Source organism: Microscilla marina ATCC 23134 (assembly GCF_000169175.1).
GTDB classification, from domain to species: domain Bacteria; phylum Bacteroidota; class Bacteroidia; order Cytophagales; family Microscillaceae; genus Microscilla; species Microscilla marina.
In genome coordinates this window covers 21,921-45,010 of record NZ_AAWS01000013.1, presented here as the reverse complement: position 1 = coordinate 45,010, position 23,090 = coordinate 21,921, and the positions used below count along the sequence as shown (strand labels likewise).

The window sequence follows — 23,090 nt, the reverse complement described above, 5'->3', positions numbered from 1 at the left end:
AATGTGTTATGTAGGCATTAAAAAAATAGGGGTACGAATAAGGGTACGAAATAACCCTATTTTTTGTAATAGGTACTGGCTAATTCAAAAAAAAGCAAAAATTTTTGATAACCGTTCAAAAAAAGGCAGAAGGCAAGCTTTCATTTTCAAAAACTTGCCTTTTGTGACCAACCAGCACCCACCCCTTGCAGCCTTATAGCTTCGTTTTATTTCGTATAAATGAGCCTATAAGCTTTTGCAATGCCACTAGATTTATTTTGTAGTCATATTTTCTTTGTTTAATGCTGTAGCTAAGATCAACGTATGGTTGGGGGGCAAAAAATAGAAATACTGGCTTGTTTGCTTACCCCCCGGCGATTTAAAAAGTAAGCTGTTGGGGTTGAGTATACCCAAACGTTTTAAATCAATGGTTGAAAATTGCAATGCATTGTCGTATAAGGTGGGGAATGTTGGTAGTTTTGGCATAAGGCAAAAGTTTTGCGAACCTAAATTCTTAGGGGACATTGAAAAATTGTATCAAGTTACTAAACTTTTGCCTTGTGGTTTTTAGGTACCTGTTCTATGGGTTAGAGTAGGTACTTATTGTTTAATTAGTACGCCTCAGAAATCTTTCTTAGTACATCTATTTGCTCTTCAGTATTATCATTTTCATTTATAAATTTCCAGAAAGTCCAACCGCTGGATGTTATACCACTATGTGCGCCACAATCAATTTTTGCTTGATTTGCTGCACTGGAAGGTGTTTCATATAGCTTACCATTGTAAAAAACTGAACCTGTTTTGGTATTAAAACGAGCTTCTATACGTTTTTTGTAATAACTACCAAAAATGGCTATTTCTTTTGTTGAATCAACTTGAGGTATTGAATAAAACTCCTTTTGGATTTCCTCTTTTTTATCTAAAATCTCTTGCTTGATAACTTTAAAAATTGCTTCTGCTCTCAAGCTTAAGAAAAAATTGAAGTTTTTGTCATAGCTACCCGTCAAAATTTCCTTGTCAATTAAATGGCTTTGTAGGCTAGCCTTAAGGTTTGTATTTTTTTCTTTAATTTTTGATAAATACTCTGAAGGTTTTTTATTACCAATTTTAATATTTAATAATTTAGGCACTAAAGCGCGATTTAACACCAAATCAATTTGATCTTGTGCATCATCTTCAGGAGCATAATTCTTTTTTATATAGTCTTTTGGAAAAATATGATGATCTTCCAATTGGCTATTGAAAGATAGTTTATTAGTGTTATTCCAATCAAGAAAACCTTTATTATGAAAGTTTATAATATTTAAAACACCTTTGTAAACAGAACTTGCCTTCTTATTATAAGAAAATAAGTCTTCTTCATTTGTAACCTGTGATTTAGCAAGTTTATTTAAATATGTTCGTGTAGTAATTTTGTTGTTGTGTGCAATTTTAGAAAGTGTAGTAGCATCTAAAATGATTTTCTCATTGGATGAACCTGTGTAACGTTGTGAGAAAATAGAAGCCCAATACCAATAACGAATAAACTTTTGCTGTTCTTGAGTCATTAAATGAAAATCACCTCCAATTTCTCTTAAGAAGATCATTAGTGGTATCAACATATTTTCATAAGGTATCCAAGATTGGGAAATTATGTAATGGTTTTGATATAAAAAGTCAAGAACTAACTTGTAGTAGTTTGTAATACTCCCCCAGTGTTTTTCAAAATTTTCGGCTGTAAGTTTGGTAAGAATAAAACTACGATTAATCTCTGTACTACCTTTTTGCTCATTGCTGACCAAATATGCAATAGTTCTTACAATAATTTCCTCGTTTAGTTTATATTTAGGATAAGCACTTTTAAAATCGTTGATATGTTGTTTAAGATTAAAGCCAATATATAACTTTGCAGTTAAAATGTCGATAAAGTTTAATTGAACCCCTCGACTATTGCTTCTTTCAAAGAATAATACAAACTTATCCATTGACATATCTAGTAGATAAAAAGATAGAAGCTTTTCTGCTTTGAATAAATCTTTTAATTTGTCAGTAACAGTTAAATATTTCTCAAAAGCATCATTTGAGTTAAAACCTGGATCATCTTCATAATTTGTGTAGTATCTAGTAGGATGAAAAAAATCTTTTTCTATTATTGACTCTCTGTAGTTCTTTTTTACCTGATCCCAAACATGAGATAGTTTAACAGAAATTCTCTGAGCATCTGAACTATCATCAAAGGCATATAACAACTCCTCTAAAATCCTATCTTCAAACTTCTTTTTTTGAACCTCGTCAGAAGTAATATCTTCATCATTTTTTACAATAAACCAGATTTCGTCTATCCCTGATAAAGCCCTGTATAAGGATGTTACCCTTTGTTGTCCATCCAAAATCAACTTAAAGGCATCATTAGAAATTTTTTGTTTTGCTTCTATATCTTCTTTGAGGTAGTTGGTAGTTTCTAAGGATTTTCTTTTTTTACCTTTAACCTTACGTGGTCTACTATCTATTTCTCTTACTGTAATGTCAAAGCTGGGAATACCATAAATAATAGCACCTATAAAAATATCTTTTACCAAGGAGTCAAATAAATCAAGGGTCTTACCCAACTCCCAGACAAAATCTCTTTGAAACTCTGGCAATACACTAAAACCATTTTCAATATCTTCTACTAGTTTTCGGATTGATTGAGTATTTTCCATAACATTAAGTATTAATAAATAATATTAGTGCTCTTCGTGCTTGCCTAACTATTCTTGATTAAAACAAAATCATAACAAAGAACTACCATTGATTAGCTAATTGCACAATGATACTATTTTTTTATCACTTATCGTTTTTTTTCTTTGTGTTATTATGTTCTGCCTCAAAACCAGCGAATTGCCCTTACAATTTGCCGTTTTGCTGCCTATCATTTGTTACCCTTCTTGCGCTCCTTTTGTACTCTCAGAACATTTGCAAAGGGTGGCTATGTCAGCACTAGTTAAGCCCCCTTGATCAATCAATTCATACACACACTCATAGTTTCCTTTGGACGGTGCACGGGTGCTTTTTGGGGCGTTGTTACATTGGGCTTTGGTTCATTAGCTACTGGTTGCTTTTTGGGGTGGCTCGCTGGCTGTTGGTTCGTTGGGGGTCGGGTTGGGTACATCGGGCTGTTGATTCATTAGCTACTGGTATTAATTGAGCTTGCGGGGCTTGTTGCAAAAGCTCTACTGTAGACACCCCTGCACGGTGCAGCAAAGCCAATAAATAATCGGGGTTGAGGGTGGCAGGTTGTAGGCTTGCCATAATGGTAGCTTTTTCTTGTTTGCTTTTGTGTTGGTAATAAAAAATAGCCCCGACAGGAATCGAACCTGTATCTAAAGTTTAGGAAACTTCTATTCTATCCATTGAACTACGGGGCCATTGAAGCCCACCTTTGCAGGTGAGCTAGTCAATCAGTCACTCAAAATTGCGAATCTTTTGTATAGTTTGGAAATATCTTGTAAAATTTCTCTTCTACCAAGGCCAAAACTTTTGCTTTGAGTTCGTCTATCCCTTGCTTTTCCTGTGCTGACACTACCACTACTTCGGTATTGTCGTACTCTAGAGAAGATACCCAAGCAGGCATCTCGTCTACCAGGTCTATTTTATTAAGCACCAAAATAGTAGGCTTGTCGATCGCATCAATTTCTAACAAGGTTTTGTTTACAGTTTCTATTTGTTCTTCACAAAACGAGGTAGACACATCTGCCACGTGAATCAATATATCTGCCTCGCGTACCTCGTCAAGGGTAGATTTAAAACTCTCGATGAGGGTAGTGGGCAGTTTTCTGATAAAACCTACTGTGTCGGTCAGCAAAAAAGGAATATTGTTAAAAACGACCTTACGCACGGTAGAGTCTACTGTGGCAAACAGTTCGTTTTTAGCATAAATATCAGCCTTAGAGAAAAGTTGCATAATGGTAGATTTGCCTACGTTGGTATACCCTACCAGGGCCACCCTTACCTGTTGTCCACGGGTTTTGCGTCGGGTAGCATTTTGCAAGTCAATCTTGTCGAGCTTTTTTCTCAACAAAGTAATTTTGTCTTTGATAATCCTCCGGTCTGTTTCAAGTTCTGTTTCACCAGGGCCTCTCATTCCAATCCCCCCTTTTTGTTTCGACAAGTGAGTCCACATATTGGTCAAGCGTGGCAATACATATTGATACTGAGCCAGTTCTACCTGAGTTTTTGCCTGGGCGGTTTTGGCTCGCAGCGCAAAAATATCTAAAATAAGTAAGCTTCTGTCCAATATTTTACACTCCAGGTCACGCTCAAGGTTACGTACTTGCGAAGGATTCAAATCATCGTCAAAAATAACCATATCGGCTTTTTCGGCTTCAACTACGGCATGGATCTCTTCAAGTTTTCCTTTTCTTACAAAGGTTTTTTTGTCGGGGGTCTCTAAACGCTGGGTAAAATTGGCAAGGGTTTTAACACCCAGAGTTTTTGCCAAAAACTCTAATTCATCCAGATAGGCTTGAGTGGCTTCTTCGGTTTGATTGGTTCTGATGACTGCCACTAATACGGCAGTTTCTTGTGATTTGGTAGTTGAATAAGGTCCTTTCACGCAGTAATAGTTGTTTAATTTATAAAATACTAATGTTGTTGTTGGCCTTTGCAGGCGTTTGTATTGTAAAGAGATACTAAAAAAAATCTAAATCTCTATTTTTTCTCTGGCAACCAAATATTTTAACATATTGAATGTTTCAAATAACGTTATAAATGCTCATCTTTGCATAATAATATATGAATATTGATGTAATTTATACAGTAATCATACACACACACGATTTGCAAAAATATGCTTCATCATTTGCAAAATAAGCAAAATATTTTTTTATTATGTATGTCTTAAATGCATAGTAATGAATAAAATAAGTAAATTAAACAATTTTCGCTTTAACACAAAAGAAGTGCAAAGAATAAATACAGTATTGTAATTATTCATTTTTATTGTTACTTTTAGTTCCTCATAACCTTCAATTTCTTACATACCTAAGTTAAAGCGTTACCTTAATACAAAAATGTCATGAATTTATTTTACAAAGCATTTTTATTTGCCTTATTCTTCATAGGCATTTTATCTGTTGATGTTCAATCGCAAAATTATTGGGCTATAGGAGGACAGGTAAATGCAGTGAATTATTTTGGAGACCTTAACCCCTGGACTCAATACGCTGGCGCAGACCCTAAGTTTACCCGTCCTAGTTTTATGATCCATGTTTCTCGAAAATTTGGACGTCGCATCCATGTCAGGGCAAATTTAGGATGGGCACGTTTACGAGGTGACGACTTTATATCAGCTGCAGTTTTTAAACCAGAGCACCGACCACGTTATGCCAGAAATTTACACTTTCGCAATGACATTACCGAATTCTCTGTAATAGGAATGTTTGATATTTTCCCTAGTTCACGACGCACTGTCATACGCTCCAAATCGCCAAGGGCACGTGGCCGTATGATCCGCGAACGCAGACGCTGGACTCCTTACATTTTTGCAGGCATAGGTCTGATTAGACACAACCCTAAAGGCAAAACACCTGACACCTTAAACTTTGGCAACGAATGGGTAGCTTTGCAACCACTGGGCACAGAGGGGCAGCAATCGGGGCAGCCCGGTTATGAGTCGCCTTATAAGCTCATCCAACCAGTGTTTCCGGTAGGCATTGGGTTTAGATGGAAAATCAACCAACGCATTGATATAGCTGCCGAAATAGGTTTACGCATTACACTGACAGACTACCTGGACGACGTGAGCGGAAAATATCCAGTAGCAGCCGAGCTTCAGAGCGATTTGGCTAGAGCCATGTCCAACCGTACTTTAGAGGTCAGGTCAGCCGTTACGGGCAAAGAGCGGGCGTTTATTCTGGCTGCTTCAGACCGCGAAATAAGAGGCAACCCTCAGGAAAAAGATACTTACCTTGTCACAGGGTTTCATATATACTATATTCTGGGTAACTTTTTCCGTCGCCCACGCTTCGATCGTGACCGACGACGCAGATTCTAACACAAACAATGCCCTATCATTCAACCGTTACTTTAAAAAATATCTACTTAATTAGCTTAGCCACAACTAATAGCTAAAACATTTAAGCAATGAAAGGTCAATACAAAAATATTTTCATACTCAGTATTTTAGTTACCTTACTATGGCAAACTTCTGCCTACAGTCAACGTGACCGTGAGTTTTTAGACGCAAAAAACTTATATGAATATGAGTCTTACGAAGCCGCCAAACGCGCTTACCTTCAATTACTCAAAAAGAAACCTGGTGATTTAGAAATTCAGTATCAACTTGGGGTATGTTACCTTCGTACGCTCAAAAAAGACTCCGCTGTTTTTTATCTGGAAAACGTGTATGCCAAAGACAACAACCACGACCCACACATAGAATTTGTACTAGGCAAAGCATACCACTACAACAATCGTTTTGCTGATGCAATTAAATATTATAATCTTGCCAAAAAAGAGTATGCAACACTTGTACAAAATGGTCAGAGCTCTATTAACAATTACGAACTGGAAGCACGCATAAAAGCTTGCGACAAGAGGATCAAAGAGTGTACTTATGGCGCAGCTTATATAGAACAACCTATGTATGTAAAGATTCGCAATGTAGGTAAAAAGATTAATTCCGAGTTTCCTGATTATGCTCCTATTTTTCCTGAAAATGAAAAATTTTTGGTGTTTACCTCTCGCCGTAAAGGCACCACAGGAGGAAAAAAAGATGCTACTGACGATCACTTCTTTGAAGATGTATACATTGCTTATAAAAATGGGAAAGAATGGAGCCCCCCAAAAAATATTGGCAATAAAATAAATACCAAATACCACGATGCCAGTATTTCGTTATCGCAAGATGGTAATACGCTGTTTCTATACAAAGACCGCAGGGCAGGTGATATTTATGAGTCGGAGCTGGATAAATCAGACAGTACCTGGAAAAAACCAAAGTCGATGGGTAAAAACATTAACTCTAAATATCGTGAAACTTCTATCACGATGACTCGCAGCAAAGACACTGTGTACTTTGCCAGCGATCGCCCAGGCGGTTTTGGAGGGTTAGATATTTACATGAGTGTAAAAGATGAAAAAGGCAGATGGGGTGACGCAGTAAACCTTGGGAAACAAGTAAATACGATTTATAACGAAGACTCTCCTTATATTATGCCAGACAGTAAACTCTTGTATTTTAGCTCTGAAGGGCACTCGTCTATGGGAGGGTATGACATTTTTTTTACCAACAAAAACAAAGAAGGTAAATGGGGCGAAGTGTATAACATGGGGTACCCAATAAATACCAGCGCTGACGATATTTACTTTGTAATATCAGCCGACGGAATGAGGGGGTATTATGCCTCGGTAAAAGGAGACACAGAAGGAGAGAAAGATATTTATGAAATTTACCATCCTACAGGTGACAATATATTAGCACTTAAACCCGAAAAGAAGAAAAGAGATAGCATATTGCAAACCCAGCCCAAAGTGCTGCTAATGGGGGTAATAAGCAATAAAGATAACCAAGATAAGATCAAGGCTGTGGTCAGGCTTTATGAAAAAAGCAGCACCCAAACTGCCGAAGAAAACAACACAAGTGTATCAGAAGAAGTAAGTTCTGACCGTGACAATGGTGTTTATAAAGCTACTATGATAAAAACGGGTAAAAATTACATGGTACTTGTTCGCAAGAAAGGGTTCTACCAATACAAAAAAGAAGTAAATATTCCTACTAATATTACCACACCAGTAAAAGAAGATATCCCGCTTACTAAAATAAAGCCAGGAGATAAACTAGGTTTGCAAGTATTGTTTGGTTTCGACAGTTATCAAATTCAACCTCGGTATATTTCGCATCTCGATAGTATAGCAAACTACTTAAAAGAATATACAGAAATGGTAGTAGAAATATCAGGCCATACAGATAATATAGGTAACCGCTGGTACAACAACCTTTTGGCAAAGAGAAGGTCACAAGCTGTTATAAACTACCTTATCAACAAAAAAGGTATTCCAGCCGCTCAGGTGGTGTTCAAAGGGTATGCTGACTCCAAACCATTAGGCACCAACACTACTGTCACTGGCAGGGCGCTAAACCGAAGAGTAGATGGCATAGTAATCAAAGTAAACCTAAAAGATTAAACCTAAATAGTTAAACTTTCACATCTTTTATTCCAAACATTACATGGTGCTTTAAAAGCTTAATTAATTTTTGAAGCACCATCAAAAAATATAACACTATTTCATACGTTTCGTATGTATTACTGATTTTTATAACTTATTCATTTTCATTTCTTACTCGAACTATCACCCAAAAGGACACATGCGAATTGCAATTGTACTGAATTCTTCCTGGAACATCTACAACTTCAGGAGAGGGTTAATAGAGGCTTTTCTGAAAGAAGGACACACTGTGTTGGCCATAGCCCCTACCGATAAATATTCTGAATACTTACAAAATATAGGGTGTGAATTTCACCCGGTTGCCCTTGAAAAAAAAGGATCAAATCCATTAAAAGACCTAAAGTACATGAGGCGGCTTTATAATACTTATAAAAAAACGCAGCCTGATGTTGTACTCCAGTTTACTATAAAACCCAATATTTATGGCACCTTGGCTGCCTCTATGCTCAATATACCAGTAGTAAACAATGTGTGTGGCTTGGGCACTGTGTTTTTAAGAAAACAACGCCTTTCGTCGAAGGTAGCCCGCATGCTATACAAATTCTCCTTTCGCTTTCCCAAAAAAGTTTTTTTCCAAAACCAAGACGACCTTTCATTATTTATAGCAGAAAAATACATCAACCCCCGACTTACCGACCTTGTTCCTGGTTCGGGTATTCCATTAGACAAGTTCAAAGCAGGCGACTTTAACCGAAATAATCAGTTTACTTTTTTACTGATAGCTCGCTTAATTTATGACAAAGGTATTTTAGAGTATATAGAAGCCGTCAAGCTTTTGCGAGCCCAAGGCATTGACGCTCGTTTTCAGTTGCTGGGTGCTATAGAAGAAGACGCCAACCTGGGAGTACCTAAAAAACAACTGGACACCTGGATAGCCGAAGGTTTAGTAGAATACCTTGGAGTATCTGATAATGTACAAGAGATGATAGTGAAGGCCGATTGTGTAGTACTTCCCTCCTACCGTGAAGGTACCCCCAGGGTTTTACTTGAGGCCGCAAGCATGTCTAAACCCTTGATTGCCACCAATGTGCCAGGTTGTAAGCAAACTATTGATAATGGAGTCAACGGTTTTTTATGCAGGCTTCAAGATGCCGAAGATTTTGCGGAAAAAATGAAAAAAATGACCTTGTTAAACGACGAAGAGTTGATGTTGATGGGAGAAGAAAGCAGAAAAAAAGCAGAAAGAGAATTTGATGAAAAACTAGTGGTACAAAAGTATATGGACACCATCAGACATTTTGGAAATAGCAAAAAAATTGTTTTAAACTAACCTTCTTACATTTTAGGTAAAGCCTTGTTTAATAAGTTGGTATTGTTTCATGAATGAGCTAATTTCGCATTTATGCTAAGAGTGATTGTTTATGAAAAATCTTTACCTAATTGGGATTCTAGCTTTTTTGGGAGCTTGTCGTTCTTACAACCCTAAACTATTTAGAACAGAGTCAAAAAATTTATCAGAACATTTAACTAAGCTTACAAAGCAAGTTGAAAAAAATTATACCATACAAAAAAATGATTTCATTAGTGTAAGTGTTTACACTAATGATGGAGAAATCATTGTGTTGCCCCCTTCTATACAACAGCTAAATATTACTAACAACAACAATAATAACCCAAACAATCAACTCCAGAATCAATTCAAAGATATTAGCTTTCTTGTCAAACAAGATGGTTTTGCCAAACTGCCTATGGTGGGTAATGTACACCTTGAAGGCTTTACCCTAAACCAAGCGGATAGCTTGCTACAAACAAAATACAGTAAGTTTTATGCAAAACCCTTTGTCTTGACCAACTATACCAATAAAAGAGTGATTGTACTAAAGGGTAATCAAGGAGTATTATACCCTCTACGCAACGAAAAAGTAAACCTGGTAGAAGTAGTTGCTGCTACAGGAGGCATGAGTCGCGATTTAAAAACTCATAACATTCGCCTGATCAGAGGAGACCTTCAGAATCCTAAGGTTTTTCTTATTGATTTATCAACAATAGATGGGTTAACCTATCACAACCTTACACTTGAGCCTAACGATATCATATATATTGAGCCTATTCGCCGCCCATTTATAGAGTCCTTTCGCGACGTAAGTTCTGTATTAACTGTTTTTACAAGCTTGATAACCACTATTTTGTTGGTTATTTCATTAAGCAGATAATTGGTTTATAACATTATATAAGCTCTATTTTGACAGATCAAAGTAACATACCAAACATCAATACTCCTTCAGAAGACGATGATTTTCTCAACGCATTGGATTTAGAGAAAGTGTGGGAAATATTTCGTAAAAGCATTATTTGGATGCTTTTATTACCCCTATTTACCATAAGTATAGGCCATTTATGGTTGCGTTATACCAAGCCAGTATATAAGTCTAGCTCTACCCTAAAACTGGCGATTAAGGACGAAGGAGTAGGTATGTTGGGAATCAAGGGATTGATCCCAGGTGGAAGCTATTCGGGGGGAAATCTTGTAGGAGAAATAGAATTTATCCGATCTCAGATTATTTTCAATGATGTAATCAATGCCATGGATTTATGGATAAGTTACTATCAACAAGGCAATATTCTTGATGCTGAATATTACAAAAACCCTCCATTTAAAGTAATAGACCACCAAGTAAAATCTGACGCTTTTTTAGATAAAAACATCAACATTGAGATTATCGATGATCAACGTTTTCAGCTTTCTTATGTACTGGGAACCCAAACAGTCAAAAAAACTTATCGGTTTGACCAGCCAATAGTTACTTCTTACTACTCATTCAAGGTAATCAAAACCTCTTTTTACAAACCTGCTTTTCGACAAATCCCCTTTTACTTTAAAATTAACAGTCGGCAGGCTCTTATCAGCTATCTAAATAACAATTTGCAAGTAGGTATACTTAATAAAAGTGCTCGGATTATAGGGATAAATTTTCGAGATCATCACCCTCAAAAAGCACGGGATATTGTACATGTAATAGACACCATTTATTTGCATAAAACACTTGAAAATAAAAAAAGAGCCAATACTCAGCAAAAGGCATATCTTAACCGACGCCTGGGAGAAATAGAAGACAGCATGAGAACGTATGAAGCTAAAATACAAAGTTTCATGCTGAAATTTAAAACCAATGATGTAAACAAAAAATTAGAAGAATCTGTCAAAGAAATTGAGAAACTGATCAAAGAAAAAATCGTTTTTAATGAGCAATTGGCTGCCATCAAAGAATTGGATGATTTGGTAAACAAACAAGGAGATTTATCTGAGTTTTTACCCACTTTAACCACCCCCATTCAAGGTTTAGGCCAACTACAACCACTAATAAGTAAACTCAATCAACTACAGGAAAACAAAAAAATATTGGCACTCAAAGCCACTGGTTCATCCATTGTTGTTAAAGACATTAATCAAAAGCTTGAACTACAACGCACTCAAGTACAAAAACTGCTGGCCAGAGTGCGTAAAAATATATACAAAAAAATAGTTGCTATTCAATCAACAATCAATGAGCTTGAGGCTGACTTTGGGGGACTGCCAGCTCAAGAAGCTGAGTATAAAAGGGTAGAACGATTATATAAGATTTATGAGGGGTATTACTTGCAAATGCTCAACAGAAAGGCAGAAATTGGCATTTCAGAAGCAGGTATTGTTCCTGAGTTTGTCATTTTATCTAACGCCAATTTACCTAAAATACCTATCTCTCCAAAACACCTGCTAATATATGGTATAACAGGTGGCTTTGGTCTGTTTTTGAGCTTGGCTTTAGTAGTGATTCGTTATTTATTACACAACAAAGTAACAAATTTAAGAGAACTCGAACGTGTAACCAAAGCCCCTATCCTAGGTACTATCCCCCGGTACAAACACCGTAAACTTAAGTATACCAAGCTATTGGTACACCTCAACCCTAAGTCATCGCTCAATGAGGCACTACGCTCGATAAGAACAAACCTGGCGTTTATTTTGCCCGAAGGACAAAACTTATATGATATCAAAGATGCTAAAATCATCTCTATTACCTCTACCATCAGTGGGGAAGGAAAAACATTTGTAGCTACTAACCTAGGGGGCATTATTGCCATGTCTGACAAAAAAGTAATTTTGATAGACTGCGACATGCGCAAACCCAAGTTACATATAGCCTTTGATGTAGAAAACGAGAAAGGGGTAAGCAATATCCTGATCAAGCAAAATGTCATTGAAGATTGTATTCAAAAAACACCCATCGATACACTTGATTTTATCTCAGCTGGTCCTACTCCTCCCAACCCTTCAGAACTAATTTTAAGAAATGATTTTGACGATTTACTGGCAAAATTGAAAGAAATTTATGATATTATCATTATTGATACTCCTCCAGTAGGCTTGGTAACAGATGGAGTATTGATTATGAAAAGAGTAGACGTACCATTGTACGTAGTCAAAGCCCACTATTCACGCAAAATATTTGGCAAAGGAATAGACAAATTGGTGCAGTCTAACAATTTCCACAACTTATCAATCGTTCTGAACTCAGTAAAACACTTGACTGGATACGGAGGATACAAATATGGTTATGGCTATGGTAGATACTATGGCGGTGGCTATTATGAAGATAAATCTAACAAACAAAGCTTCCTTCTTCGGTTATTATCAATATTTAAGCGAAAGAAATAATAATAAAATTTATGCTGAATTTATGGAAACATAAATCAACCATCCGCTCAAAAAAGTCTGAACCTTTTATACATACAGACATCCATTCACACCTCTTGCCTGCTATAGACGATGGTTCGAAAACTTATGAAGAATCAATTGAGTTATTGAAAGAATTTGTAGCCTTGGGCTATCAAAAAGTCATTACTACTCCTCATATTATGAGCGACTTTTACAGGAATACTCCTGAGATAATTCATTCAAAACTCAGAAGACTACGAAGCAAAGCCAAGGAACACCAGGTTAACATTGAAATAGACGCTGCGGCGGAATATTATATGGATGACTGGTTTATACATCAGGTAAACCGAAAGGTACCTTTGCTTACCTTTGGCGAACAATATTTATTGTTTGAGACCTCTTTTATGAATAAGCCTAATCAGTTTTTTGATGTCTTGTTCAAGCTGCAAACTCAAGGATACAAACCAGTAATGGCGCATCCAGAGCGTTACACTTACCTACATAATGACTTTGACCTTGTGAAAAGAATACACAAACAAGGAATTCTTCTACAAATTAACCTCAACTCATTGGAAGGCTATTATGGCAAACCTGCCCAAAAACTAGCAGAAAAGCTGATAGACAACAAAATGGTTAACTTGGCAGGTTCTGACTGCCATGGCAAACGCCATATAGAAAGCCTAAGGAGAATACAAAAAAAGAAATATTACCAAAAATTACAGCACCTTACTTTAATTAATAACCAACTCTAATTAACTTTCCGGCATTCAAACCATTATAAGTTAATCTATGATTTTTATTACCGGATGCAGCGGTTTAGTAGGGAGTTTTATTGCCCGGCGGTTATTGGCTGCCGGGCACTCTGTGAGGGCTTTACGCCGTAAGGATAGCAATTTGCATTACCTGACAGATATCAAAGACCAAATAGAATGGGTAGAGGGTGATGTGCTGGATGTATCACGACTGTATGATGTAATGCAGGGAGCAAAACAGGTAATTCATAGTGCCGCGCTTGTGTCTTTTACTCCTAAGACCAAGGATTTGATGTATAAGGTGAATATAGAGGGTACCGCCAATGTTGTAAATATCAGCCTGGAATTAGGCGTAGACAAGCTAGTATTTATAAGCTCAGTAGCAGCATTGGGACGAAGAAAAAATACTGAGGTAATAGACGAAAAAGCTCAATGGGAACCTTCAAAATTTAATACGCACTATGCCCAAACCAAATACTTGGCAGAAATGGAAGTATGGCGTGGACATGTAGAGGGTTTAAACAGTATTGTGGTAAATCCTTCGTTGATATTGGGACCCAGCCCATGGGAACGCAGCAGTACTCAGTTATTTAAGTATGTTTGGGACGAGAAGAAGTTTTATGCAGCTGGTAGTCTCAACTATGTAGATGTAAGGGATGTAGCAGAAATAGTATATCAGTTGTTTGTTGGAGAGCATACTGGAGAACGCTACATAGTAAACGCTGGAAATATTTCGTTCAAAGAATTGTTTGAGAAGATTGCAAAAACTTTCAATAAGCGTGCGCCTTATATAAAAGTTACCCCACTTATTGCCGCGTTCGCCTGGCGTGGAGCATTATTACAATCATTTTTTACCCGTAAGCCCCCTTTCATTAGCAAAGAAACTGCTTATATGTCACAAAAACATTTTTACTATAAAAATAATAAAATCATTGACACCCTCAACTTTAAGTTCAAGCCTCTTCAGGAAAGTATAGACTGGGCGTGTACAGAATTAGCTCAGTACAATCATTTAAGTGTTTGATTGGATAGTGGTAATTTTCTTATCAAAAAAACGCCATTTTGTAACCAATGATTACTCCATTTGCAGCATTCCAGAGAGATATTGCAAGCATTTTTGTGTGATATAAGCACACTATGAGTATACAAGAGACAACCCAGGCTACCTATTTATAATGAATCAGATTTATCTACGTAAAGCACTGATAATAAAAGTATTAATATTTTCAATTATCAAAACTGGCATACTTTGGGTACTACAGTATAATCACTCATTCTTTTCTAACAATATTCATATATTTTAAAGCAATAGTTTTAATTATCACATTTGCAAATTTGCACTTATAGAATGCTCTTTAAATCTAAATATTATTACACACAGTAAGTAAATTCTATTTCTTTTAGCTATCTTTGAATAAGTTATCAACAATTCTATGAGCAAATATTTATTAGCAATATGGTAGATGATTTCAAAAATGACGACAATGTTTTAGAGGTGGTCGAGAGGTTTGAACAGATGCTCGAAAATGATGAGCAACATTTTTTTGATGTTCAGGTGTATGAAATGGTCATTACCTATTATCGCCAGGAAAACAAAATAAAGCAAGCTCTGCAGGTTTGTAATATAGCCAGCCATCAGTACCCCTTCTCGATGGAGTTATTACTTGAAAAAGCCCACTTACTTACCCACCTTGACAAATATAACCAAGCGCTGGAATTAGTAGAAAAAATAAGCACCTTCCAACCTACCGACTATGATACTTTGTTTTTGAAAGCAAATATTTATGTGCAGTTAGGCAATTATCAGGAAGCAATAGATGTGTATGGCTTTTTGCTAAAGTTTGCCAGCGAAAAAGACGAGTTACTGTACAACATAGGCTATACTTACCAAAGTATGGGTTTTTATGACAAGGCAATTGCGTTTTATAAAAAAGCCTTGAAACACAACTTAAACAATGAGGCAGCAGTACTTGAGCTTGCCTATTGTTTAGATATTACCGGAAACCTGGAAGATGGTCTGGAATACTATAAAAAATTTATAGATGAAAACCCTTATTCATTTTTGGCTTGGTACCACCTCGGTATGACTTATGCCAAATTGGGTAATATGACAGACGCCCTGAATGCTTATGAGTATTCTACTTTGATTAAGGATGATTTTGCCCCAGGGTATATCGAAATAGGCAATATTTATATCACACTTTCACGGTACGACGAGGCACAAAAAGCTTTTGAAACGGCTTTGTTACATGAAACGTTCTCAGCTGATTTATACTGTAAGCTTGCCTATACTTTTGAGCTCAAAAAAGAGTATTACGCTGCCATTACACACTATAAAGAAGCAATGGAGGTAGATAAACTATGGGATGATGCCTGGTTTAGGGCGGGTTTATGCCTGTTTTCGCTCAATAAATATTATGAGTCACTCCATTATTTTCGAAAAGCTACTCAAATCAATGGTATCAACGAAAACTACTGGTTGGCCATTGCTGACGCTGAATTTGCCATGGGCAATATCCTCAGTAGTTTGGATGCTTACGAAGAAGCCAGTAACCTTGCCCCTGACAATCCCATAGTATGGCTTAAGTGGGCAACCACTATGTATGATCACGGTTACATAGACAAAGCCACCGAAGTAGTGCTGGATGCACTGGATGAATGCCCCGAAAACGCTGAAATACATTATCGGGCAGTAGCTTACCTTATAAGTACAGGAAAATACAAGCAAGCCTTTAATTTATTAGAAAATGCTTTAATTTTGGACTTTGATAAACATACAATGCTTTTTGACTTTTTCTCTGACTTAGAGACGCAAAAAGCTTTGTATCAAATTATTGATCAATATAAGACTCTTTAATTGATATCTTAGTTCATGAATTATACGTTAAATAATCTGCCCGAACGTACTGTAAAACCTCGCGAAATTGGGTTATCCATGATTATGGATAAAGGTCTGAGCATCAGACAGGTAGAAGATATGCTCGAGACTGCTGGTGTTCATATCGACATGGTTAAAATGGGGTGGGCAACTTCTTATGTAACTCCCAATCTCAAAGAAAAAATAGAAGTCTATCAAAGTGCCGGTATTCCGGTTTACTTTGGGGGAACATTGTTTGAAGCATTCCTTGTAAGGGGTCAGTTTGACGACTACCGTAGGGTATTGGACAAGTATAACCTTTCGTTGGCAGAAGTATCTGACGGATCGATAGAGTTGCCACACGAAGAAAAGTGTAAATATGTAAGCACACTTGCCCAACAAGTGACAGTGCTCTCGGAAGTTGGCTCAAAAGATGTCGAGAAAATTATTCCTCCTTACCAATGGATTGAATTAATGCAGGCAGAATTGGATGCTGGCGCCTGGAAAGTGATAGGTGAAGCCCGCGAAAGTGGTAGTGTAGGCTTGTTTCGTTCTTCTGGCGAGGTTCGCTCAGGATTGGTACAGGAGATACTTACCAAAATCCCTTATGAAAAAATTATCTGGGAAGCACCCCAAAAAGCCCAACAAGCTTGGTTTATCAAGTTAATTGGCAGCAATGTAAACTTGGGTAACATCGCTTCTAACGATATTATCCCCTTAGAAACCCTCCGTTTAGGTTTACGTGGCGATACATTCAATCATTTTTTGGATGTATAAAAAAATTGAGAGCAGTGAATAGTTTCACTGCTTTTACCCTTCTGTTTATTTAACAAACCTTTATTATACATACCTAGTCAAAACACCCATAGTATTTGGGCTAGGTATGCACTCATTGTAAGCAATCATGCAAAGAACACTCAAAGATTATCTGCTGTTACTTCTAAAAGGTGTAGGAATGGGCTCGGCAGATGTAGTACCTGGAGTTTCGGGAGGAACTATAGCTTTTATTACAGGTATTTATCAAGAGTTACTAGACTCTATTCGCTCAGTAGACGGACAAGCACTTGGCTTATTACTTAAGTTTAAAATTGGTGATTTTTGGCAAAAAATCAACGGTAATTTTCTTGCTGCGGTATTTGGGGGAATTATGATAGCCGTGTTGTCATTGGCTAAGTTGCTCACCTACTTGTTAGAGCACTTCCCCATCCAACTCTGGTCTTTCTTTTTTGGACTTATCATTGCCTCTGCCCTCTTGGTAGGCAAACAAGTCACTCAATGGTCGATGGGTGGCATCCTGGCTGGTATTGTAGGTGTTGTACTTGCCTACTTTATTACTATTACGTCAGGGGCACAAACCAGTGAAGCAATGTGGTTTGTGTTTGTTGCTGGCATGATTGCCATCTGTGCTATGATTTTACCAGGTATATCGGGTAGCTTTATATTAGTATTGCTAGGCAAGTATACTTTTATTCTAGCGGCACTCAAAGAGTTTAAAATCAGCATTATAGCTGTTTTTATGAGCGGATGTATTGTAGGTATTTTATCGTTTTCTCACTTATTGGGCTGGATGTTGAAAAGGTATTACAACCTTACCATTATATTTTTAATTGGTATTATGATTGGCTCACTCAATAAGGTTTGGCCTTGGAAAAAGGTGTTGGAAACCTACACAGATAGTCATGGCAAAGTAAAACCATTGCTTGAAAAAAGCATTTTACCATCACAATTTGAGGGTGACCCTTACCTAATGTATGCCATCATATTTGCAGTAGTAGGCTTTGCATTGGTATATATTATAGAGCGATTGGCTCCTAAGCAAGTGAATTAAAAGAACAGTAACAAACGAGTAAAATAAAAAATATGCGTCAGTTTGGTTTGATCGGTTTCCCCCTCTCCCACTCCTTTTCGAAAAAGTATTTTAGCGAAAAGTTTGAGCGGGAACAAATTGCTCAGGCAAATTACGAGTTATACCCGTTGCCTTCAGTAGATGACTTGCCTCAGTTGATTGATCAGACAGCTCATTTGGTAGGGTTAAACGTAACCATCCCTCATAAACAAACAGTAATCCCTTTGTTGGATCACTTAGATGCTTCAGCCAAACAAGTGGGTGCTGTAAATGTGATTAAAATTGATGCGGACGGAAAAAAAACCGGGTACAACTCTGACTACTTTGGCTTTAAACAATCGTTGCTCAATACAAGTATTCTCCTTGAGCCCACCACTCAGGCATTGGTCTTGGGTTCGGGCGGAGCGTCAAGAGCTGTCATGGCAGCTTTTGATGACTTACACCTGAAGTACCAGGTGGTGTCGCGTAAGCCGTCAACTGACCAACCCCAGCAAATAAGTTATCAAGAGGTGAGCCCCAGCTTAATTGAAAGTCATCAGATTATAGTAAACACAACGCCATTGGGGATGCATCCTCATACAGATGCTTGCCCGGCACTACCTTATGAGGCACTAGGCACTCAACACTTGCTGTTTGACCTGGTATATAACCCTGAACAAACTTTGTTTATGAAAAAGGGGGGGACACAAGGTGCCAAGGCAGTCAATGGGTTGGAAATGCTGCACCTTCAGGCCGAAAAAGCCTGGGAAATTTGGAATAGTTAGAAAGCCTAACAAGGTTCTAGCGACTAGGCGCTAGGCACACCCTGTTCTATAGGCAACTAACAAATTATAGTATACTTATTTTCAGTTAATTGTAAACCCTCCTGGTTTAAGTCTTCTGACTTAATACCTAAGAATAGAGGCAAGTTTTTAGCTTGCTTGTGAACGAAAGTTAAAAACTTTATTCTATTTGAGGGCTTAAGTTGAAAAAAACTTAAGATAGTAAATTAATAGTATACTTATTTGACCCTCAATGTACTACAAATGAGCTCAACATAGTTAAACAGGACCTGCCTAGTAGGAACTATGCCGACATCCCGCTTGCGAGGCACCGATATGCATCGGTATCTAAGAACTTGTCGCTTGAAGCTTGTACCTACTTAACGCTGTGGATCATTAAAAACCAATAAAATAATGAAATTACGTTGTACACATAACAGCTTGCGAATAAGGGTGAGAAAATCGGATTTAGACACACTTCGCCAACAAAAAATAGTCAGCGAATCGGTGCAGTTTTCTCCTCAAACAACGCTTACGTTTTCTCTACAAATAGTGGCAGATAGTACTCAGGTAAGTGCTACTTTGCAGCAAAACGACATTACTGTATATTTGCCAGCAAACATTGCCAACACCTGGATCAATACTTCACAAGTAGGCATTGAAGTACATCAGGAGCTGCCCGAAACCGCACAACATTTACATGTGTTGATAGAAAAAGATTTTCCCTGCAACGACCGTGAGGAAGAAGACAAGGCTGACACCTTCTGGGAACTGGCAAAAGACCCGGAAAACCCTAATATTTGCTGATTGGCAGTGGTTTTGGAAACCATTGTATGGGTTTTGGCACAAGCCCTTGTATTTACTTTTTTTATTTCTATTTTTTGGTTAAACTTGTAGGATAGACTTAGTTAAAACAGGCATTATAAGGCTTTGAGGCTTTTAAAATTGGCAAATACCTGTAGTTTGCCAATGACTATTAACCTGACAAAACAATGGCAGAAAATACGCCCAAAAAACCTATAAAAGAAAAAAAAGGACGCAAACGAAGTAACATTAGTTTGCTCAATACCATCAACCGAATCGACAGTTTGGTAGAAAACGGTATTCCAACCAACTATATTCCCCACCTGGTATTTTTGGCAGTATTGGGTATATTTTACATCGGCAACTCTCACTATGCCGAAAGCATGATCCGCCAAACCAACAAACTGGAGTCTCAGGTAGAAAACCTACGCTCTAACTATACTTCGCGTAAGGTAGAGTTTATGTATTCGAGCAAGCAATCAGAAATTATAAAAGCAGTAGAAGAAAAGCAACTTAGGCTAAAAGAAAGCAATAAAAACTTGTATAAAATAAAGCTTAAGAAAAATCAAGAAGAAAACACCGAAAAGTAAAAAAGCAAAAAAGTGAGTATAAAACGTGACATATTGATACGGGTACAACTGTCGTTTTTGGCGGTTATTGTTGTATCTACCGCTATCATTGCCAAGGTGGTGTACATTCAGTTTGTAGAAGAAGATAAATGGCAAAAAATTGCTAAAGAAAACGCCCTGGACTACAAAGTAACAAAGGCCATCAGAGGAGATATATACGCCGAAAACGATGCCTTGCTTGCTACCTCTGTACCTAGTTTTAAGCTATCGTTTGACCCTATGATAGCGGCTGACTCGGTTTATAAAAATGGCATCGCGGTTTTGTGTGATTCGCTCTCGAAGCATTTCAAAGACAAAACCTCAGAAGAATATTACCGAAAAATAAACGATGCCCGACTTGCCAAACGACGTTATTTGGTATTGACCAATCGCCCCATTAATTACTACGAACAACAACGCCTTGCCAAGTGGCCTATTTTCAATCAGGGACAACGCAGAGGAGGAGTATTGTTTGAAAAAATATCTAAACGTACTTACCCATTTGGTGACCTGGCCGAACGTTTGATTGGGCGAATTGATGAAAAGGGAAGTGGAATTGTAGGGTTGGAAAAAAGCTTTAATGATACACTTGCCGGAATCAATGGAGAGGCTTTGTATCAAAAAATTGCCGGGGGCGATTGGAAACCTATTCAGACTAACTCTCGAATTCGCCCAATAGATGGCTACGATATTTACTCTTCTATTGATGTAAATATGCAAGAAATGGCCTCCAACGCCTTGGAAAACAGGGTGATTACTACAGACGCAGACTTTGGCTGTGTAGTAATCATGGATGTAAAAACCGGGTATGTAAAAGCCATGGCTAACTTAAGCCGAACCAAAGAAGACAGCACTTTTTCGGAACGTTATAACTATGCCATTGGCGACTATGGAAGCATAGACCCAGGTTCTACTTTTAAACTTGCTTCGGCGCTTGCTTTGTTTCAGCATACCGATGTAAAACTAAACGATACGGTAGAAACAGGTAACCGAAGGTTTCGCTATGCCGACGCAGTAATGACTGATGATGGTCCCGGGGGACGCTTAACTGTACAACAGGCGTTTGAGTACTCGTCAAATATTGGTGTATCTAAATTAATGAACAAGTACTTTAACCAGACCGACCCCCAAAGAAATTTATTGATTGATTATTTTGAAAAATTATGGTTAGCCAAACCACTCAATTTTCAGATTGTAGGGGAGGCACAACCTATCATCAAACGCCCTACTGACCCTACCTGGAGTGGGGTTACTATTCCGTGGTTGTCTATAGGCTACGAGTGTAAGGTGTCGCCTTTACAAATACTTACCCTGTATAATGGCATAGCAAATAATGGCAAATTGATGAAGCCACAAATTGTCAAAGAAATTCGCAAAGCTGATCGTCGCATCAAACAATATGTCCCTATCATTCTCAATGAACAAATGTGCTCGCCAGAGGCTTTACGCAAAGCTCAAACAATATTAAGAGGAGTGGTTCAACGAGGTACTGCCCGCTCTATCAATAGCAGGGCTTACCAAATTGCGGGTAAAACCGGTACTTCGCAAAAAGTAGTAAACCGAGGAGGACGCAAAAGATATGTCAAACAGTATAAGACGTCTTTTGTGGGCTACTTTCCGGCCGACAATCCCAAGTATAGCTGCATTGTAGTGATAGATAACCCTCGCAGAGGCAAACGTTCGGGTGGTGGCATAGCCGCTCCTGTATTTAGAAAAATAGCTGACCAGTTACACGCCAGAGACGTAGAAATGCGCCAGATGAGTTCTTCAGGCAGTTTTACAATGGCAGACGTATCTAACTTTCCCAGAAAACACATTGGTCATAAAAAAGATTTGAACGTGATAGCCAAAGAATTGAATGTAGTTACTGTAGACAGCAGTGGTACTATGGACTGGGTAAGACCTTTTCGTCGTAAGCTGGCTGTACAATGGAAAAAACACCGTTTGTCAAGCAAAGGAGTGCCCAACGTCATAGGAATGACCCTACGCGACGCGCTCTATGTGCTCGAAAACCGTAAAATGAAGGTGTCATTTGCCGGACGAGGCAGGGTAAAGAGCCAATCGGTCATGCCGGGCGCTTCTATTCCTTCTGATGGCAAAATATTACTCATACTTAAAAAATAACCACCACAACAGATTAGCTCACTATGTCGAACAAGAAAAAGCAACAAGTAACACCCAGCAAGAAAAAAGGAGGTGGCTTTACCCGTTTTTTGTTATTTATTGTCTTGGTTGGAGGTATAGGAGGAGGTGTCTATATCTACCTCAACCCACAAACTGACCCTTCAATCAAAGTCGCCATTAGTTTTTACAATCACTTGCAAAGCAAAAACTATGAGCAAGCAGTGGCTATGTTTGACAAAAACATGTTTAAGCAACGCACCAAAGAAGAGTGGATTCAGTGGCTCAAACAACGAAACGAACAATACAACGGAATCAATGGGTACAAGCTCAATCAAGTATCTAAATTGAGTGACAGCCAAAACAATAAGCGACTGGTGTATACCTCGGTTCAGTACGGCGACTCTACCCGTTACGAACAAGTACATTTTTTGCAGGCGGGCGAACAATACAAAGTGCTCGACTACCTCACCAAACGCAGTAAAGACGAAGCAAACCGCCATACTACTTTAAACTGATATGACATTGACCCTAGGAGA

18 protein-coding genes and 1 tRNA gene are annotated in these 23,090 nt (G+C 37.8%); 15 read left to right on the top strand and 4 right to left on the bottom strand.

Translation table 11 applies throughout. From position 1 onward, the window contains the following. Nucleotides 1-590: 590 nt before the first annotated feature. The 4 genes from M23134_RS13655 to hflX all read right to left on the bottom strand — a co-directional run bounded on the left by M23134_RS13655 (nucleotide 591) and on the right by hflX (nucleotide 4,552). Nucleotides 591-2,660 carry a DUF262 domain-containing protein gene (locus tag M23134_RS13655; RefSeq protein WP_002697000.1) on the bottom strand — a complete coding sequence of 690 codons (2,070 nt, stop codon included), beginning with the start codon at nucleotides 2,658-2,660 and terminating at the stop codon, nucleotides 591-593. A 385-nt stretch (nucleotides 2,661-3,045) separates the two neighbouring features. After that, nucleotides 3,046-3,249: a hypothetical protein gene (locus M23134_RS39825; protein WP_002696998.1), complete on the bottom strand. Its 204-nt coding sequence runs from the start codon at nucleotides 3,247-3,249 to the stop codon at nucleotides 3,046-3,048. A 44-nt stretch (nucleotides 3,250-3,293) separates the two neighbouring features. After that, nucleotides 3,294-3,365 (bottom strand) — tRNA-Arg (locus M23134_RS13645). 41 nt (nucleotides 3,366-3,406) lie between these two features. Then, a complete protein-coding gene (gene hflX, locus M23134_RS13640; protein WP_002696997.1) occupies nucleotides 3,407-4,552 on the bottom strand; it encodes a GTPase HflX in 1,146 nt (381 codons plus the stop codon). A 462-nt stretch (nucleotides 4,553-5,014) separates the two neighbouring features. On the opposite strand from hflX, the gene M23134_RS13635 reads away from it, so the two are divergent. From M23134_RS13635 to M23134_RS13565, 15 genes are all read left to right on the top strand, one after another. After that, nucleotides 5,015-5,992: a hypothetical protein gene (locus M23134_RS13635; protein ID WP_002696996.1), complete on the top strand. Its 978-nt coding sequence runs from the start codon at nucleotides 5,015-5,017 to the stop codon at nucleotides 5,990-5,992. An 89-nt stretch (nucleotides 5,993-6,081) separates the two neighbouring features. Continuing rightward, nucleotides 6,082-8,124, top strand: a complete 2,043-nt coding sequence (locus M23134_RS13630; protein WP_002696995.1) for an OmpA family protein — start codon at nucleotides 6,082-6,084, stop codon at nucleotides 8,122-8,124. Nucleotides 8,125-8,305: 181 nt separating this feature from the next. Continuing rightward, nucleotides 8,306-9,436, top strand: a complete 1,131-nt coding sequence (locus M23134_RS13625) for a glycosyltransferase family 4 protein (protein ID WP_002696994.1) — start codon at nucleotides 8,306-8,308, stop codon at nucleotides 9,434-9,436. 91 nt (nucleotides 9,437-9,527) lie between these two features. Continuing rightward, a complete protein-coding gene (locus M23134_RS13620; RefSeq protein ID WP_002696993.1) occupies nucleotides 9,528-10,319 on the top strand; it encodes a polysaccharide biosynthesis/export family protein in 792 nt (263 codons plus the stop codon). A 29-nt stretch (nucleotides 10,320-10,348) separates the two neighbouring features. Continuing rightward, nucleotides 10,349-12,802, top strand: coding sequence for a polysaccharide biosynthesis tyrosine autokinase (locus M23134_RS13615; protein ID WP_002696992.1), 2,454 nt, complete (start codon nucleotides 10,349-10,351; stop codon nucleotides 12,800-12,802). Between the two features lie 11 nt (nucleotides 12,803-12,813). After that, the gene (locus M23134_RS13610) at nucleotides 12,814-13,554 is read left to right on the top strand and encodes a tyrosine-protein phosphatase (protein WP_002696991.1); all 741 of its coding nucleotides are present in this window, start codon (nucleotides 12,814-12,816) and stop codon (nucleotides 13,552-13,554) included. Nucleotides 13,555-13,591: 37 nt separating this feature from the next. Further along, a complete protein-coding gene (locus tag M23134_RS13605; protein WP_002696990.1) occupies nucleotides 13,592-14,578 on the top strand; it encodes an NAD-dependent epimerase/dehydratase family protein in 987 nt (328 codons plus the stop codon). 432 nt (nucleotides 14,579-15,010) lie between these two features. Next, on the top strand, nucleotides 15,011-16,411 hold the full coding sequence (locus tag M23134_RS13600) for a tetratricopeptide repeat protein (protein ID WP_002696988.1): 1,401 nt from the start codon (nucleotides 15,011-15,013) through the stop codon (nucleotides 16,409-16,411). A gap of 15 nt (nucleotides 16,412-16,426) precedes the next feature. Then, nucleotides 16,427-17,188 (top strand): phosphosulfolactate synthase, encoded by a 762-nt coding sequence (locus M23134_RS13595; protein WP_002696986.1) that lies wholly within the window; start codon nucleotides 16,427-16,429, stop codon nucleotides 17,186-17,188. A 127-nt stretch (nucleotides 17,189-17,315) separates the two neighbouring features. Next, the gene (locus tag M23134_RS13590; RefSeq protein WP_002696985.1) at nucleotides 17,316-18,239 is read left to right on the top strand and encodes a DUF368 domain-containing protein; all 924 of its coding nucleotides are present in this window, start codon (nucleotides 17,316-17,318) and stop codon (nucleotides 18,237-18,239) included. Nucleotides 18,240-18,271: 32 nt separating this feature from the next. Further along, entirely contained in the window at nucleotides 18,272-19,021 is a 750-nt protein-coding gene (locus tag M23134_RS13585) for a shikimate dehydrogenase family protein (protein ID WP_002696984.1), read from the top strand. Nucleotides 19,022-19,432: 411 nt separating this feature from the next. Beyond that, complete coding sequence (locus M23134_RS13580) at nucleotides 19,433-19,825, top strand: DUF7009 family protein (protein WP_045113555.1); 393 nt, start codon at nucleotides 19,433-19,435, stop codon at nucleotides 19,823-19,825. A 185-nt stretch (nucleotides 19,826-20,010) separates the two neighbouring features. Then, nucleotides 20,011-20,412 carry an FtsL-like putative cell division protein gene (locus M23134_RS13575; RefSeq protein ID WP_002696982.1) on the top strand — a complete coding sequence of 134 codons (402 nt, stop codon included), beginning with the start codon at nucleotides 20,011-20,013 and terminating at the stop codon, nucleotides 20,410-20,412. Nucleotides 20,413-20,424: 12 nt separating this feature from the next. Continuing rightward, nucleotides 20,425-22,554: a penicillin-binding protein gene (locus M23134_RS13570; protein WP_045113554.1), complete on the top strand. Its 2,130-nt coding sequence runs from the start codon at nucleotides 20,425-20,427 to the stop codon at nucleotides 22,552-22,554. A gap of 23 nt (nucleotides 22,555-22,577) precedes the next feature. Beyond that, the gene (locus M23134_RS13565; protein WP_002696980.1) at nucleotides 22,578-23,069 is read left to right on the top strand and encodes a hypothetical protein; all 492 of its coding nucleotides are present in this window, start codon (nucleotides 22,578-22,580) and stop codon (nucleotides 23,067-23,069) included. Nucleotides 23,070-23,090: the final 21 nt, after the last annotated feature.

What these genes read in the sequence shown, in the direction of transcription:
- M23134_RS13625 (WP_002696994.1), top strand. Translation starts at nt 8,306, where the DNA reads ATGCGAATTGCAATTGTACTGAATTCTTCCTGGAACATCTACAACTTC.
- M23134_RS13565 (WP_002696980.1), top strand. Translation starts at nt 22,578, where the DNA reads ATGTCGAACAAGAAAAAGCAACAAGTAACACCCAGCAAGAAAAAAGGA.
- M23134_RS13620 (WP_002696993.1), top strand. Translation starts at nt 9,528, where the DNA reads ATGAAAAATCTTTACCTAATTGGGATTCTAGCTTTTTTGGGAGCTTGT.
- M23134_RS13590 (WP_002696985.1), top strand. Translation starts at nt 17,316, where the DNA reads ATGCAAAGAACACTCAAAGATTATCTGCTGTTACTTCTAAAAGGTGTA.
- M23134_RS13610 (WP_002696991.1), top strand. Translation starts at nt 12,814, where the DNA reads ATGCTGAATTTATGGAAACATAAATCAACCATCCGCTCAAAAAAGTCT.
- M23134_RS13635 (WP_002696996.1), top strand. Translation starts at nt 5,015, where the DNA reads ATGAATTTATTTTACAAAGCATTTTTATTTGCCTTATTCTTCATAGGC.
- M23134_RS13580 (WP_045113555.1), top strand. Translation starts at nt 19,433, where the DNA reads ATGAAATTACGTTGTACACATAACAGCTTGCGAATAAGGGTGAGAAAA.
- M23134_RS13605 (WP_002696990.1), top strand. Translation starts at nt 13,592, where the DNA reads ATGATTTTTATTACCGGATGCAGCGGTTTAGTAGGGAGTTTTATTGCC.
- M23134_RS39825 (WP_002696998.1), bottom strand. Translation starts at nt 3,249, where the DNA reads ATGGCAAGCCTACAACCTGCCACCCTCAACCCCGATTATTTATTGGCT.
- M23134_RS13585 (WP_002696984.1), top strand. Translation starts at nt 18,272, where the DNA reads ATGCGTCAGTTTGGTTTGATCGGTTTCCCCCTCTCCCACTCCTTTTCG.
- M23134_RS13595 (WP_002696986.1), top strand. Translation starts at nt 16,427, where the DNA reads ATGAATTATACGTTAAATAATCTGCCCGAACGTACTGTAAAACCTCGC.
- M23134_RS13630 (WP_002696995.1), top strand. Translation starts at nt 6,082, where the DNA reads ATGAAAGGTCAATACAAAAATATTTTCATACTCAGTATTTTAGTTACC.
- M23134_RS13575 (WP_002696982.1), top strand. Translation starts at nt 20,011, where the DNA reads ATGGCAGAAAATACGCCCAAAAAACCTATAAAAGAAAAAAAAGGACGC.
- M23134_RS13600 (WP_002696988.1), top strand. Translation starts at nt 15,011, where the DNA reads ATGGTAGATGATTTCAAAAATGACGACAATGTTTTAGAGGTGGTCGAG.
- M23134_RS13655 (WP_002697000.1), bottom strand. Translation starts at nt 2,660, where the DNA reads ATGGAAAATACTCAATCAATCCGAAAACTAGTAGAAGATATTGAAAAT.